This window comes from Enterobacter cloacae complex sp. IR53041 (assembly GCF_049238285.1).
Lineage (GTDB): Bacteria > Pseudomonadota > Gammaproteobacteria > Enterobacterales > Enterobacteriaceae > Enterobacter > Enterobacter roggenkampii.
Genome location: NZ_JBMKHB010000033.1, coordinates 18138 through 33739, shown reverse-complemented (window position 1 = coordinate 33739; position 15602 = coordinate 18138). Strand labels below are relative to the sequence as shown.

General features: G+C 58.4%; 14 protein-coding genes. 11 read left to right on the top strand and 3 right to left on the bottom strand.

Annotated features, from left to right (window positions below; translation table 11 throughout):
- The 4 genes from ACOTXF_RS19580 to ACOTXF_RS19565 are packed head-to-tail and all read left to right on the top strand — an operon-like array spanning position 1 to position 4964.
- Positions 1-1515, top strand: a complete 1515-nt coding sequence (locus ACOTXF_RS19580) for an ABC transporter substrate-binding protein (protein ID WP_023343412.1) — start codon at positions 1-3, stop codon at positions 1513-1515.
- 18 nt (positions 1516-1533) lie between these two features.
- On the top strand, positions 1534-2475 hold the full coding sequence (locus ACOTXF_RS19575) for an ABC transporter permease (RefSeq protein WP_008500268.1): 942 nt from the start codon (positions 1534-1536) through the stop codon (positions 2473-2475).
- A gap of 2 nt (positions 2476-2477) precedes the next feature.
- The gene (locus tag ACOTXF_RS19570; protein WP_021242873.1) at positions 2478-3353 is read left to right on the top strand and encodes an ABC transporter permease; all 876 of its coding nucleotides are present in this window, start codon (positions 2478-2480) and stop codon (positions 3351-3353) included.
- Positions 3354-3362: 9 nt separating this feature from the next.
- Positions 3363-4964 carry a gamma-glutamyltransferase family protein gene (locus tag ACOTXF_RS19565; protein WP_048962822.1) on the top strand — a complete coding sequence of 534 codons (1602 nt, stop codon included), beginning with the start codon at positions 3363-3365 and terminating at the stop codon, positions 4962-4964.
- A gap of 57 nt (positions 4965-5021) precedes the next feature.
- Here ACOTXF_RS19565 and ACOTXF_RS19560 read toward each other — a convergent pair whose 3' ends face one another.
- Entirely contained in the window at positions 5022-5792 is a 771-nt protein-coding gene (locus tag ACOTXF_RS19560) for an amidohydrolase (RefSeq protein ID WP_023343415.1), read from the bottom strand.
- Between the two features lie 108 nt (positions 5793-5900).
- Positions 5901-8345, bottom strand: coding sequence for an acyl-CoA dehydrogenase FadE (gene fadE, locus ACOTXF_RS19555; RefSeq protein ID WP_047746246.1), 2445 nt, complete (start codon positions 8343-8345; stop codon positions 5901-5903).
- 239 nt (positions 8346-8584) lie between these two features.
- Here fadE and lpcA point away from each other — a divergent pair, with 239 nt between their 5' ends.
- On the top strand, positions 8585-9163 hold the full coding sequence (gene lpcA / locus ACOTXF_RS19550; RefSeq protein ID WP_008500263.1) for a D-sedoheptulose 7-phosphate isomerase: 579 nt from the start codon (positions 8585-8587) through the stop codon (positions 9161-9163).
- A gap of 48 nt (positions 9164-9211) precedes the next feature.
- Entirely contained in the window at positions 9212-9979 is a 768-nt protein-coding gene (locus ACOTXF_RS19545; RefSeq protein ID WP_008500262.1) for a class II glutamine amidotransferase, read from the top strand.
- On the opposite strand, the gene dpaA is transcribed toward ACOTXF_RS19545, so the two are convergent.
- Positions 9950-10690, bottom strand: a complete 741-nt coding sequence (gene dpaA / locus ACOTXF_RS19540; protein WP_008500261.1) for a peptidoglycan meso-diaminopimelic acid protein amidase — start codon at positions 10688-10690, stop codon at positions 9950-9952. The two genes, ACOTXF_RS19545 and dpaA, sit on opposite strands and share 30 nt — an antisense overlap.
- 298 nt (positions 10691-10988) lie before the next feature.
- Between dpaA and ACOTXF_RS19535 the strand changes: the two genes are divergently transcribed.
- From ACOTXF_RS19535 to nqrE, 5 genes are read left to right on the top strand one after another with little or no spacing between them, the layout of a single operon-like run.
- Positions 10989-12332 (top strand): Na(+)-translocating NADH-quinone reductase subunit A, encoded by a 1344-nt coding sequence (locus tag ACOTXF_RS19535; protein WP_232927183.1) that lies wholly within the window; start codon positions 10989-10991, stop codon positions 12330-12332.
- Between the two features lie 3 nt (positions 12333-12335).
- On the top strand, positions 12336-13571 hold the full coding sequence (locus ACOTXF_RS19530; protein WP_023293211.1) for an NADH:ubiquinone reductase (Na(+)-transporting) subunit B: 1236 nt from the start codon (positions 12336-12338) through the stop codon (positions 13569-13571).
- Positions 13564-14358: a Na(+)-translocating NADH-quinone reductase subunit C gene (locus ACOTXF_RS19525; RefSeq protein WP_023293210.1), complete on the top strand. Its 795-nt coding sequence runs from the start codon at positions 13564-13566 to the stop codon at positions 14356-14358. Before ACOTXF_RS19530 ends, ACOTXF_RS19525 begins: the two co-directional genes overlap by 8 nt.
- On the top strand, positions 14351-14989 hold the full coding sequence (locus tag ACOTXF_RS19520) for an NADH:ubiquinone reductase (Na(+)-transporting) subunit D (protein WP_008500256.1): 639 nt from the start codon (positions 14351-14353) through the stop codon (positions 14987-14989). Before ACOTXF_RS19525 ends, ACOTXF_RS19520 begins: the two co-directional genes overlap by 8 nt.
- Positions 14990-14995: 6 nt before the next feature.
- Complete coding sequence (nqrE, locus tag ACOTXF_RS19515) at positions 14996-15592, top strand: NADH:ubiquinone reductase (Na(+)-transporting) subunit E (protein WP_008500255.1); 597 nt, start codon at positions 14996-14998, stop codon at positions 15590-15592.
- Positions 15593-15602: the final 10 nt, after the last annotated feature.

The following is a 15602-nucleotide window of genomic DNA, read 5'->3' as shown; positions in this document are numbered from 1 at the left end:
ATGACAATGCGTAATTCTCTGTTGACCGTACTGGGAAGTGTTATGTTGCTTGGCGCGGCGCTGCCCGCCCATTCTGAAAGCGTGCTGCGTATTGGCCTGGGGGCAGATCCGGACATGCTCGACCCACATCTGGCGCGCACCTACTATGGCCGCTTCGTCTTCGCCTCCCTGTGCGACAGGCTGGTGGACGTGGATGAAAATCTGAAGGTCGTTCCCGGTCTGGCCAAAGACTGGGCGTGGAGTGACGACGGTAAAACCCTGACGCTCAATCTGCGCGAAGGCGTCACCTTCCACGACGGTGAGAAATTCGATGCCGCTGCGGCAAAATACAACCTCGACCGCGCCCTGACCCTGAAAGGCTCCCTGCGTAAAAGCGAGATCTCCTCCGTTGAATCGGTCGAGGTCACCGGCCCGATGCAGATTGCGCTGCACCTGAAGACCCCCGATGCCGCGCTGCTGATGCAGCTCACCGACCGCGCGGGCGCGATGATGGCCCCTGAAGCGGCGAAAAAGCCTGACTTTGCTGCCCATCCCGTCTGTTCTGGCCCGTATAAATTCGACAGCCGCGTGTCCCAGGACCGCATCGTTCTAACCCGCTTCGACAACTACTGGAACAAAGACGCCTACCACTTCGACAAAATTATCTATCTGCCGATCCCGGATGCCTCCGTGCGCCTCGCGAACCTGCGCGCGGGCGATCTCGATCTGACCGAAGGGATCGCCGCCAGCGATGTTAAAACCGTCGAAGCCGACAGCAAGCTGGCGCTGGCGAAGGTGACCGGTCTGGGCTATCAGGGCATCACTTTCAACATCAACAACGGCAAGGTGCCCGCCAACGATCCGTTCAAGGACGCTCGAGTGCGAGAGGCGTTTTCTCAGGCCATCGACCGCGATGCGCTAAATCAGGTGGTCTTTGAAGGGTTGTATACGCCAGCCAACCAGGCGTTTTCCACGGTGAGTCCGTATCACGTCAACCTGCCGGTCCCGCCGCGTGACGTCGATAAAGCCAAAGCCCTGCTCAAAGCGGCAGGCGTCACCGCGCCGCTGACCGTCAACCTGCTGGTGCCGAACAACCCCACCTCACAGCAGGTGGGGCAGGTGCTGCAGGCGATGGTCGCCGAGGCGGGCTTTAACCTGAACCTGCAGATGACCGAATTCGCCACGCTGCTGGACCGCCAGCAGAGCGGGGACTATCAGCTGAGCTTCTCCGGCTGGTCGGGGCGCCCGGATCCGGACGGCAGCATCTACGGCTTTATCAACAGCAAAGGCACCCTGAACGACGGCCGCTACAGCAACGCGCAGGTCGATGAGTGGCTGACCCAGGCGCGCCAGAGTACCGACCAGGCCGCGCGTCAGCCGCTGTACGACAAGGTGGTGAAGCAGCTGCAAACCGACATGCCGATTGCCTACCTCTACTTCGAGCCGCGTATTTTTGGCCTGAACAAAAGCGTGCAGGGCTTTAAGCCGTACCCGGACGGCATCGTGCGTCTGGCTGGCTTAACGCTGGCGAAATAAACGTCCTGAGGAGAGCCCATGCTGGAACTGATTTGCAAACGTCTGCTGCTGGCCGTCCCGACGCTGTTGCTGGTGAGCATGATGGTGTTTGGGCTGCAAAAGCTGCTGCCCGGCGACCCGCTGATCGCCATGGCAGGCGAGGAGCGCGACCCGGCGGTCATCGCTCAGCTGCGTGCGGAGCTGAACCTCGATGCCCCGATCCCGGTGCAGTATTTCCACTGGCTGACGCGGGCGCTGCAGGGCGATCTGGGCGTCTCCTTACGCACGCACGAGCCGGTGACGCAGCTGATTGCCAGCAAGCTACCGGTGACGCTTGAGCTGTCGCTGCTGGCGATGATTATCGCGCTGGTGTTTGGCATCAGCATGGGGATCCTCGCGGCGGTGAACAAAAACAGCTGGGTCGATCACGGGGCGAACTTCGTGGCGATCTCGGGGATCTCGATCCCGCACTTCTGGCTGGGGATCCTGTTGATTCTGGTCTTTTCGGTAAACCTGCAGTGGCTTCCTGCGTCCGGCTACGTGCCGTTCAGTGAAGATCCGCTCCAGAACCTGCGCACGCTGCTGCTGCCCGCGTCCGTGCTCGGAACGGGCCTGGCGGCAACGCTGATGCGCCACACCCGCGCCTCGATGATTGCGGTACTGAAGGCGGACTACATCCGCACCGCGCGGGCGAAAGGGCTGCTGCCGAAGGCGGTGATCTTAAAGCACGCCTTTCGCAACGCGCTGGTGCCGGTGATTACCCTCACCACGCTGCTGTTTGGCGAACTGCTGGGCGGCGCGGTGCTGACCGAGCAGGTGTTCACCATTCCGGGCTTCGGCAAGATGATCGTCGATTCGGTATTTAACCGTGATTACGCGGTGGTGCAGGGCGTGGTGCTGATCGTCGCCATCGGCTTCCTGATGCTCAACTTGCTGGCCGACGTGCTTTACGTCCTTATCAACCCGAAAATGCGAGGCTAACGATGGCGGAACTGACGACCCAAACCGTTGCGCCCGCACTGCCGCGGGCGCAAAACCGGGTATTGAAAAAATTCCTCGCCAATAAAAGCGCGGTCATTGGCGCGGCAGTGGTGGGGTTCTTTGTGCTGGTGGCGCTGCTGGCGCCGTGGATCGCCCCGTTCGACCCGGTCAAAGCCAACTTCCTGGCGGTGCGCAAAGCGCCGTCGGCGATGTACTGGTTCGGCACCGACGAGCTGGGGCGAGACATCCTATCCCGCATTATCTGGGGGGCGCGCACCTCTCTGATGGCGGGCTGTATGTCTGTGGTGATTGCCGTGGTTATCGGCGTACCGCTGGGGCTGGTGGCGGGTTACTTCCAGAAGATGTGGGACGGCGTCATCTCGCGCGTGATCGAGGCGCTGCTGGCCTGCCCGTTCCTGATCATGGCGATCGCGCTGGGGGCGTTTTTGGGCCCGAGCCTGACGAACGCGATGATCGCCATCGGCCTTTCCGCGATGCCGATCTTCGCCCGCCTGACGCGCGGCCAGGTGATCGCCATTCGCAACGAAGAGTACATCGACGGCGCGAGGGCAATTGGCCTGCCGGATCGCTGGATCATCATCAAATACGTTCTGCCCAACGTGATGTCGCCGATTCTGGTGCAGGCCACGCTGGCGATTGCCTCGGCGATCATCGCTGAAGCCAGCCTGTCGTTTTTGGGGCTGGGACAGCAGCCGCCCAATCCGTCCTGGGGCTCCATGCTCAACACCGCCAAAGGTTTTCTTGAGCAGGCCCCGTGGATGTCCATTTTCCCCGGCGTGGCGATTTTCCTTGCCGTGCAGGGCTTTAATTTACTCGGCGACGGGCTGCGCGATGCGCTCGATCCGCGCCATGACTAAGGAGTCATGATGACCAAAGCGCTAGATTTTACGTCCGGTTACGCTTCACGCCGCCCGCCGATGCTGGGCCATAACGCCGTTGCGACGTCTCAGCCGCTGGCGGCGCAGGCGGGAATGAAAATGCTGCAGCTGGGGGGAAATGCCGTGGATGCCGCCATTGCCGCCGCGATGGCGCTGACGGTAGTCGAGCCGACCGGCAACGGGATCGGCAGCGACGCCTTTGCTATCGTCTGGGACGGTGAAAAGCTGCACGGCCTGAACGCCTCAGGTCGTTCGCCTGCAAGCTGGCACGCGGATCTGTTTGCCGGAAAAACCGCGGTGCCCGAAATCGGCTGGGACGCGGTAACCGTGCCGGGGGCGGTATCCGGCTGGGTCGCCCTGGCGGAACGCTTCGGAACGCTGCCGTTGACCACCCTGGCGCAGCCCGCCATTGACTACGCGCGCAACGGCTTCCCGGTCTCCCCGCTGATTGGGCATCTCTGGCAGCGCGGCTATAGCAAGCTGAAAGATCAGCCGGGCTTCAGCGCCTGCTTCGCGCCGGAAGGCCGCGCCCCGCGCGTGGGGGAGATCTTCCGTAACCCGGCGCAGGCGAACTCGCTTGAGCTGATTGCCCGCACCAACGGCGAAGCCTTTTACCGCGGTGAGCTGGCGCAGAAAATTGCCGCCTTCGCCAGAGAGCATGGCGCGCACCTGACGGCCGAGGATCTGGCCAACCACCGCGTGGACTGGGTAGAACTGCTGTCACGCGACTTTGCGGGCGGCTCGGTGCAGGAGCTGCCGCCAAACGGGCAGGGGATCGCCACGCTGATTGCGCTCGGCATTCTTGAGCAGTGCGGCATTGAGAAGCATCATCCGGATTCCGTGCAGTCCCTGCACCTGTCCATTGAGGCGATGAAGCTGGCGCTGGCAGATCTCGACCGCTACGTGGCAGACGAAGCACACATGGCGTTCGCGGCGAAAGAGCTGCTGAGCGACCATTACCTGAAGTCGCGCGCGGCGCTGATCAACCACGACAGCGCGTCCGATTTTGTCTACGGTTCCCCGACGCAGAGCGGCACGGTCTACATCAGCACCGCGGACGCCAGCGGGATGATGGTCTCGTTTATTCAGTCCAACTATATGGGCTTCGGTTCAGGCATTGTGGTGCCGGATACCGGGATCAGCCTGCAAAACCGGGGCTGTGGCTTTGTGCTGGATCCAAATCACCCGAACGCGCTGGCGGGGAGCAAGCGTCCGTTCCACACCATCATTCCGGGCTTTGCGATGGACGGCAACGGCCAGCCGCTGATGTCCTTCGGCGTGATGGGCGGCCCGATGCAGGCGCAGGGGCACATGCAGATGGCGCTGCGCATCATGCTGCACGGGCAAAACCCGCAGGCGGCAATCGATGCGCCGCGCTGGCGCGTGGTGCAGGGCAGGGAGGTGATCGTTGAATCGACGTTCGATCGCAACACGATTGCCGCGCTGCGCGAGCGCGGGCATCAGATCGTGGTGGAAGATCCGCTTCAGGATTACAACTTCGGTGGTGCGCAGGTGATTTACCGCCTGCCGGAAGGACACTACGTGGCCGCGACGGAAAGCCGTAAAGACGGGCAGGCGTTGGTGAGTTAAAAGAAGCGAGCAACATTGGTAGGCCGGGTAAGGCGTAGCCGCCACCCGGCTTTTTTTTCACTCAATGCTAAAAGGATCCGCATCCTGCCACGCCGGAAACTTCTCCCGGTACTCCTTCAGCGCCGTCAAGGACAGCTCCGCATCAATACGCGTCGCCTGATGCGGCTCGGCGGTGGCGATGATCTCGCCCTGCGGATTCACCACCCGGCTGTCGCCGCGATAGTGATGCCCGTTGCCGTCCGTCCCCACGCGGTTGCAGCCCACCACGTACGCCTGGTTCTCAATCGCGCGCGCCACGAGCAGCGACTGCCAGTGCAGGGAGCGCGGTGCAGGCCAGTTGGCCACATATAGCGCCAGGTCGTAATCGTTGCGGTTACGCGACCACACCGGGAAGCGCAGGTCGTAGCAGACCAGCGGCAAAATACGCCAGCCGCGCCACTCGAACACCACGCGTTCGTTACCCGCTTCATAGTGATGGTGCTCATCCGCCATGCGGAACAGGTGGCGCTTGTCGTAGAAATGCACCTTTCCTTCCGGCTCGACCAGCAGGAAGCGGTTCACCGGGCCGCGTTCCGTTTGCAGCGCGGCGCTACCGGCAATCAGCGCGTTGGTCTGCTGCGCTTTGGCATGCATCCAGGCGACCACCTCATCCTGCGGCATTGACTGTTTTGCCGCTTCCATGGCGAAGCCGGTAGTGAACATTTCCGGCAGGACAATCACATCACGCCCGGTAATGTCTTCGAGTTGACGATCGAAGTGGCGCAGGTTGGCGGGGCCATCCATCCACACTAAAGGTTGCTGCAAAATAGAAATCTTCAGACCAGGCACGATACAGGCTCCTCAAACGACCACTTTTTGACACTGTAGCACGACATAACGAGAAAATGTGGCAATAAAAAACCCCGCGCGAGGCGGGGTTTGTATAAGCGAAACGCGTTATGCCGCTTCAGGTTTACGGTGCTTCTCCGGCAGCTTTACCGGCTGCGTCGCCAGCTCGTCCGGCTCGAAATCATCCACGTTAATGCTGCGCAGACGGCTCTCTTCGGCTTTCACCAGCAGAGCGGCCTCATCTTTATTGATAATGCCACCGGCGAGCGCCTGTTTTGCCAGTTCGTCCAGACGGGTAAACGGCAGGTTTTTGCCCAGCTGTTTACAGATCTTCTGGTGAATCGGATCGGCGGCCATCACGTCAAGCAGCGCTTCTTCCAGCAGACCCACCGGGTTATGCGGCGTCGGTGCCAGATACTGACCGCGACCGATGCGGGAACGGGTTGCGCTCGGAACCTGCAGGATCTTCGCCACTTTGTGGTCCAGCCTGTCGGACGGTGCCAGATGGTGACGACCGGTCGGGAAAATCACCACGCGCAGGGCGCCTGCCACGAAGCGGTTCGGGAAGTTTGCCAGCAGATCGTCAATCGCCTGTTCAGCCTGATACAACGCATCCTGCACGCCCCAGTGCACCAGGGGCAGATCCGCTTCCTGACGGCCTTCGTCGTCGTAACGTTTCAGGACCGCAGAGGCCAGGAAGATCTGGCTCAACACATCGCCCAGACGGGCAGAGATACGTTCGCGACGCTTCAGGCTGCCGCCCAGCACCGCCATGGAAACGTCAGACAGCAGGGCCAGGTTGGCGCTCAGACGGTTCAGATGCTGATAATAACGTTTGGTTGCATCGCCGGTTGGCGTCGAACTGCTAAGACCGCGCGTCAGGCCCAGCCAGAAGCTGCGCACCTTGTTGCTGCCCACGTGACCGATATGCTTGAACAGCAGCTTATCGAAGGCATCCACGTCGTTGTTCTGCGCAGCGGCCATCTCTTCCAGCACGTATGGATGGCAGCGAATTGCGCCCTGACCGAAGATCATCATGCTGCGGGTCAGGATGTTTGCCCCTTCCACGGTGATGGCAATCGGTGCGCCCTGATAGCCGCGCGCCAGGAAGTTGCCTTCGCCGAGCATAATGCCTTTACCGCCCGCGATATCCATCGCGTCAATAATTGACTGCTGCGCGCGGTGGGTACAGTGGTACTTCACAATGGCCGACAGTACGGCCGGTTTTTCGCCCAGCATAATGCCGTAGGTAATCAGCGTGGCGGCAGCGTCCATTACGTAGGCGTTGCCCGCGATACGCGCCAGCGGCTCTTCGATACCTTCCATCTTGCCGATGGAGATTTTGAACTGACGGCGGATGTGCGCGTAGGCACCAATCCCCATCGCCACCGACTTTAGACCGCCGGTTGAGTTCGACGGCAGGGTAATGCCGCGGCCCACCGACAGACATTCCACCAGCATACGCCAGCCCTGACCGGCCATTTTCGGGCCACCGATGATGTAATCAATCGGCACAAAGATATCCTGACCGCGGGTTGGACCGTTCTGGAACGGCACGTTCAGCGGGAAGTGACGACGACCAATCTCAACGCCCGGGGTGGAGGTTGGGATCAGCGCACAGGTAATGCCCAGATCTTCTTCGCCGCCCAGCAGTCTTTCCGGGTCAGAGAGCTTAAAGGCCAGACCCAGCACGGTGGCGATAGGGGCCAGCGTGATATAACGCTTGTTCCAGGTCAGGCGCATGCCCAGCACCTGCTCGCCCTGCCACTCGCCCATGCAGACCACGCCGGTATCCGGAATCGCGCCCGCATCGGAGCCTGCTTCCGGGCTGGTCAGCGCGAAGCAAGGGATTTCCTGACCGCGTGCCAGACGCGGCAGGTAGTGATCTTTCTGCTCTTCGGTACCGTAATGCTGCAGCAGTTCGCCCGGGCCTAAGGAGTTAGGTACGCCAACGGTAATCGCCAGGATGCCGGAAACGCCTGCCAGCTTTTGCAGCACGCGAGCCTGAGCGTAGGCGGAGAACTCCAGACCGCCGTACTCTTTTTTAATGATCATCGCGAAGAAGCGATGCTCTTTCAGGTACGCCCACAGCTCTGGCGGCAGATCGGCCATTTCATGGGTGATAGCAAAGTCGTTCGCCATACGGCAGGCTTCTTCTACCGGGCCGTCAATAAACGCCTGTTCTTCCGCGGTCAGACGCGGCTGCGGGTAGTTATGCAGCTTTTTCCAGTCCGGATTACCCTGGAACAGGTCGCCTTCCCACCAGGTGGTGCCCGCATCAATCGCTTCTTTTTCAGTACGCGACATGGGCGGCATCACCTTGCGGAAGCCTTTGAACACCGGTGCAGAGATCATTGATTTACGCATCGGGGCAAAGTTAAACGGCAGAAGGATGATGGCAAGAGGGACTAAAAGCCAGATAGTCCAGAGACCTGCGACGCCAAGCGCAGCCGTCCAGGCCAGAAGAATCAGGCTGCTCAGGAATAAACTTACGCGGTGATAGAACAACACACCGAGCAGAACAACGGTTGCGAGAATGCTCAAAATCATCATAAAGAAAAGCTCCCTTGCTTGTAGGAGGTCTGACCACTTGTGATGATATGGTTGTAGTTGATGTTATTTCCTTTAGCAATGTGTTTACAAAATAATTACAACCTGGTTCACATTGTTCGCGTTTTACCCGGCACGAAAAAGCAAAACGCCGGACGTTTCGCATGGCTTTAGCTTCTCGCTTTTCCCGCTATCCGGTACACTCCACTGTGTTATTTCATCAATACTGAAGGATTATCCTCATGTACCAGGATCTTATTCGTAACGAACTGAACGAAGCGGCGGAAACGCTGGCGAACTTTCTGAAAGATGATGCCAATATTCACGCTATTCAGCGCGCGGCGGTCCTGCTGGCCGACAGCTTCAAAGCGGGTGGCAAAGTGCTCTCCTGCGGTAACGGCGGCTCTCACTGTGACGCGATGCACTTCGCAGAAGAGCTGACCGGACGCTATCGCGAAAACCGTCCTGGCTACCCGGCGATTGCGATTTCCGACGTGAGCCACATCTCCTGCGTAGGCAACGACTTCGGTTACGACCACATCTTCTCCCGCTACGTTGAAGCCGTAGGCCGTGAAGGCGATGTGCTGCTGGGGATCTCTACCTCTGGCAACTCCGGCAACGTGATCAAAGCGATTACTGCTGCACGTGAAAAAGGGATGAAAGTCATCACCCTGACGGGCAAAGATGGCGGTAAGATGGACGGTACGGCGGATGTTGAAATTCGCGTTCCGCACTTCGGTTATGCTGACCGCATTCAGGAAATTCACATCAAAGTGATCCACATCCTGATCCAGCTGATCGAAAAAGAGATGGCTAAGTAAGACTTCGCTGGGGGGCGCCGGTGCCCCCCGCTGTTGTGGAGGTGATGTATGTGCGAACTGCTCGGGATGAGCGCCAATGTGCCAACCGATATCTGCTTTAGCTTCACCGGGCTGGTTCAGCGCGGTGGGGGAACCGGGCCGCATAAAGACGGCTGGGGCATCACCTTCTACGAAGGCAAAGGGTGTCGCACGTTCAAAGATCCACAGCCCAGCTTTAACTCACCGATTGCCAAACTGGTGCAGGACTATCCCATCAAGTCCCGCTCGGTGATCGCCCATATTCGCCAGGCTAACCGTGGCGAAGTAGCGCTGGAAAATACCCATCCGTTTACCCGGGAACTGTGGGGCCGAAACTGGACCTACGCGCACAACGGGCAGCTCACGGGCTATAAGTCGCTGGAGACGGGCAATTTCCGCCCGGTAGGCGAAACCGACAGTGAAAAAGCCTTTTGTTGGCTGCTGCACAAGCTGACGGAGCGCTATCCCCGCACGCCAGGCAACATGGCTGCCGTGTTTAAATACATCGCAACGCTGGCGACCGAGCTACGCGAAAAAGGCGTGTTCAACATGCTGCTCTCTGATGGCCGCTATGTGATGGCGTTCTGCTCGACGAATTTGTTCTGGATCACCCGCCGTGCGCCGTTTGGCGTGGCAACGCTGCTCGATCAGGATGTGGAGATAGACTTTCAGAAGGAGACCACACCGAACGATGTGGTCACTGTTATTGCAACGCAGCCGCTGACGGGCAACGAAACCTGGCAAAAGATTATGCCAGGCGAGTGGGTGCTATTTTGTCTCGGGGACCGTGTAATTTGACGCCAGCTGTGGATGGACAACTTCGTGGCTCAGCGGCTTGCTGACCACGTAACGGCCATCCACAACCGAGACAACAGGCGGCTTGTGAGTCTGCTCGAAGTAGTCATAGCCGGGTTTCAGCTGTTTCCAGAAATCCGCGTAGTACGAATACTTGTGACGCGCCATGTTGGCATCCGTCATGCGGAACGGATAGATGCTGACCTGAACGTTTGGCTGACCAAAGACCAACGCGCCGGTGACAAACTGGAAAATCTCATCAATGCCGGAATCGGTCATCGCGTAGCAGCCGATAGACACGCAGGCACCGTGGATCATCAGGTATTTACCTTCATAACCGTGTGCACGGTCATAGGCATTCGGGAAACCGATATTGATGGCTTTATAGAAACGGCTGTCTGGTTTGAGCTGGCTACGCTGAACGTTGTAGAACCCTTCCGGACTTTTGAAATCGCCCTGACGCTGTTTTGGCCCTAATCCACCGGAGTAGTTACAGATTTTGTAGCTATCAAGCAGCTGATACGTCTCACCCATTTTTACAAACAGATCGAGAGTGCGTTCTTCCTTGAAGATCTGAATATAAACCGGCGATCCCATTAACTGCTGTTTATATTCTTTGCTGATCGGCGTCGTTGAGCTATTACTGCTGAGCAGTCCGGCAAACGACATGCACGGAATCAGAAGCATCGCAATGAACAATGCGATTTTACGCATACTACTAGTTCCTTGATAAAACCATGACCAACTTGCCAGGACGGCAAAAGAGACCCGAAATCAGATTATTCTGTTAGGAGCGCTCACATTAGCACCGCTATAGATTTTCGCAAGAGCCGGGCGGTGAGTTTACAAATTAGTTTTACTTTATAAACCATCAAAATCGCGATGGCTCCAGGAACTTTGCGCATTAGCTCGCAATTTGGCGCGCGCGACGGCGGATTCGCTGCCCGCGAGAAGGGGAAAATGTTACACTTCGCGGCCACTGGATTGTTGTTCATGGAAACCTGCTAACCACATGTTTAAAATCAAAAAAGGACTTGATCTGCCGATTGCAGGCGTGCCCGCGCAGCACGTTTCGACAGGCGCAAGTGTCCGTCATGTCGCCATTGTGGGCGACGACTACCTGGGAATGCGACCTTCGATGTTGGTACAGGAAGGCGATCGCGTGATCAAAGGCCAGGCGCTCTTTGAGGACAAAAAAAATCCCGGCGTGATGTTTACAGCCCCCGCGAGCGGCACCGTTGTGGCGATCAACCGTGGCGAACGGCGCGTTCTGCAGTCGGTGGTGATCCGCATTGAAGGCGATGAACAGCGTGAATTCGCCCGTTACGATGCCGCAGACCTCGCGTCGCTGAGCCGTGAGGCTGTTCAGGCTCAGCTTCTGGCGTCCGGCTTATGGACCGCGCTTCGCACGCGTCCCTTCAGTAAATCCCCGGTTCCCGGCACGGAACCGGCCGCGATTTTCGTCACGGCAATGGATACCAACCCGCTCAGCGTGGATCCGCAGCCGGTTATCTTGGCACAGCGCAAAGCCTTTGATGCCGGGCTTACCGTTTTAACCCGTCTGACGTCGGGAAAAGTCCACGTTTGCCAGGCCGGTGGCGGCAAGCTTGGCGGTCATCCTCAGGGGCAGGTCACGTTTAATGAGTTTGCTGGCCCGCATCCGGCGGGTCTGGTCGGGACGCACATCCATTTCCTTGAGCCGGTGAGCCTGACGAAACAGGTCTGGCATCTTAATTATCAGGACGTCATCGCCATCGGTACGCTCTTCACCTCAGGAGAGCTGTGCGCGGAACGCATCATCGCCATCGGTGGGCCGCAGGCTGCAAACCCGCGTCTGGTGAAGACGCTGATTGGCGCGGATATCAATGAACTGCTGAACGAAGAAACCAAGGCAGGCGAAAACCGGCTGATTTCCGGTTCGGTCCTCAGTGGCCGCCATGCCGTGCAGGCGCACGCCTATCTGGGACGTTTCCATTTGCAGGTCAGCATTGTGCAGGAAGGCCGCGAGAAAGAGCTGTTCGGCTGGGTGCTGCCCGGTGCGGAAAAATACTCCGTCACCCGTACCACGCTGGGGCACTTCCTGCGTAATAAGCTGTTTAGCTTCTCGACCAGTACGCACGGCGGCGAGCGCGCTATGGTCCCGATTGGCAACTACGAGCGCGTCATGCCGCTGGATATTCTGCCGACCATGCTGTTGCGCGATCTGCTCGCTGGCGATACCGACAGCGCGCAGGCGCTGGGCTGTCTGGAACTGGAAGAAGAAGATCTGGCGCTCTGTACCTATGTCTGTCCGGGAAAATACGAATATGGACCGGTATTGCGCGAGGTGTTAACCCGCATTGAGCAGGAAGGATAACCGATGGGCTTAAAACACCTCTTTGAAAAAATTGAGCCGCACTTTACCGAAGGGAAGCTCAAAAAGTACTACCCGCTGTATGAAGCCACGGCGACCATTTTCTACACGCCAGGGCTGGTGACGAAGGGAGCGGCGCACGTCCGTGACGCCATCGACCTTAAGCGGATGATGATCCTGGTGTGGTTTGCGGTCTTCCCGGCGATGTTCTGGGGGATGTACAACGTCGGTCTGCAGACCATTCCGGCGCTGCACCACATGTACGATGCGCAGCAGCTGACGCAGGTGCTTCAGTCTGACTGGCACTACCGCCTGGCCCAGTCGTTAGGGGTGAGCTTTGCGCCAGACGCGGGCTGGGTGAGCATGATGACGCTGGGGGCGGTGTTCTTCCTGCCGATTTACATCACGGTCTTTATCGTGGGCGGCTTCTGGGAAGTGCTGTTTGCCATCATCCGTAAACATGAGATCAACGAAGGCTTCTTCGTGACCTCTATTCTGTTTGCCCTGATTGTCCCCCCGACGCTACCGCTCTGGCAGGCAGCGCTGGGCATCAGCTTTGGCGTGGTCATTGCCAAAGAGATCTTCGGCGGCACCGGGCGGAACTTCCTTAACCCGGCGCTGGCGGGGCGTGCGTTCCTCTTCTTTGCCTATCCGGCGCAAATCTCCGGCGACCTGGTCTGGACGGCGGCTGACGGTTTTTCCGGCGCGACGCCGCTTTCACAGTGGGCGGCACACGGTGGCGAAACGCTGGTGAACAACGCGACGGGTCAGCCTGTAACCTGGTTTGATGCCTTTATTGGCAACATTCCGGGTTCCATTGGTGAAGTTTCAACGCTGATGATTTTGATTGGTGGAGCGATCATCCTGTTTGGGCGCGTGGCCTCCTGGCGAATTGTGGCGGGCGTGATGATCGGCATGGTGCTGACCGCCACGATGTTCAACGTTATCGGTTCGACCACCAACCCAATGTTCTCCATGCCCTGGTACTGGCATCTGGTACTGGGTGGCTTCGCGTTTGGCATGATGTTCATGGCAACCGACCCCGTCTCAGCCTCGTTTACGGACAAAGGTAAATGGAGCTATGGCGTGCTCATTGGCGCGATGTGTGTCCTGATCCGCGTGGTCAACCCGGCGTACCCGGAAGGAATGATGCTGGCCATTCTGTTTGCCAACCTGTTTGCGCCACTCTTCGATTACCTGGTGGTGCGGGCCAACATTAAGCGGAGGAAGGCGCGTGGCTGAAGTTAAAAATAACGACAGTATCAGCAAAACGCTGCTGGTGGTGCTGGTGCTCTGTCTGGTCTGTTCGATTGTCGTGGCCGGCTCTGCCGTGGGGTTAAAACCCCTGCAGCAGGCGCAACGTGCGCTGGATAAACAGCGCAACATACTGGCCGTGGCCGGGTTGATGCAGGAAGGGATGAGTGCAGACGACGTCTCGGCGGTATTTGCGGAGCGTATTTCACCGCGTCTGGTGGATTTGAAAACCGGCCAGCTGCTGGATAAAGATCCGGCGAAGTATAACCAGGCGCTGGCGCTGAAAGATCCGCAGATGAGCCTGACGCTCGAGGCATCGCAAGATCCCGCCGGGATTAAGCGCCGCAGCAATCTCGCCGAAATTTATCTGGTGCGTGACCCCCAAAAACGCATTCAGGAAGTGGTGCTTCCTGTCTACGGCAACGGCCTGTGGTCAATGATGTATGCCTTTGTGGCGCTTGATACGGATGGCCGTACCGTAAAAGGCATTACGTATTACGACCAGGGCGAAACGCCGGGGCTGGGTGGCGAAGTAGAAAACCCGAACTGGCGGGCACAGTTTATCGGTAAGAAAGTGCTCGACGATAACGGTCTGCCTGCGCTGAAGGTGATGAAAGGGGCGGCACGTCCCGGTGACGACTACGCCGTCGACGGGCTGTCCGGCGCCACGCTCACCTCCAAAGGCGTGCAGCACAGTTTTGATTTCTGGATGGGCGAGCTGGGTTTTGGTCCTTTCCTGAAAAACGTACGTGAAGGAGCGCTGAACAATGGCTGATACCGGTGAACTGAAAGAAGTCAAAAAGGTGCTCATTGGCCCACTGCTGGCCAATAACCCGATCACGCTGCAGGTGCTGGGCGTCTGTTCAGCCCTGGCGGTGACGACCAAGCTGGAAACGGCGGTGGTGATGACGCTGGCGGTCACGCTGGTCACGGCATTTTCGAGCATGTTTATCTCGATGATCCGCCACCACATTCCCAACAGCGTGAGGATCATCGTGCAGATGGCGATCATCGCCTCGCTGGTGATCGTGGTCGATCAGCTGCTGCGCGCCTTCGCCTATGAAACCTCCAAACAGCTCTCGGTGTTTGTCGGGCTGATCATCACCAACTGTATTGTGATGGGGCGTGCGGAAGCCTACGCCATGAAAATGCCGCCGCTGGCGAGTTTTATGGACGGTATCGGTAACGGCCTCGGCTACGGTGTGATCCTGCTGACCGTTGGCTTCCTGCGTGAGCTCATTGGCAGCGGTAAGCTGTTTGGCATCACGGTGCTGGACACGGTGCAAAACGGTGGATGGTATCTGCCAAACGGCCTGTTCCTGCTGGCTCCCAGCGCATTTTTCATTATCGGTTTGTTGATCTGGCTGATTCGTACGTTGAGACCAGAACAGCAGGAAAAGGAGTAACCGACGATGGCTCATTACCTGAGTTTGTTTGTGCGCGCGGTGTTTGTTGAAAACATGGCGCTCGCGTTTTTCCTCGGCATGTGTACGTTCCTTGCGGTGTCCAAAAAAGTGTCGACGGCATTTGGGCTGGGTATCGCGGTCACCGTGGTGCTTGGCTTATCTGTACCGATTAACAATCTGGTCTACAACTTTGTGCTGCGGGACGGCGCGCTGGTGGAAGGGGTTGACCTCAGCTTCCTGAACTTCATCACCTTTATTGGCGTGATTGCCGCGCTGGTGCAAATCCTGGAGATGATCCTCGATAAGTACTTCCCGTCGCTGTACAACGCGCTGGGGATCTTCCTGCCGCTGATCGCGGTGAACTGCGCCATCTTCGGCGGCGTCTCGTTTATGGTTCAGCGTGATTACAACTTCAGTGAATCCGTGGTGTACGGTTTCGGCTCCGGCATCGGCTGGATGCTGGCGATTGTCACCATGGCGGGGATCCGCGAAAAAATGAAATATGCCAACGTGCCTGCAGGCCTGCGTGGCTTAGGGATCACCTTTATCACCACCGGGCTGATGGCGCTGGGCTTCATGTCCTTCTCCGGTGTGCAGCTATAAGGGCTAACAG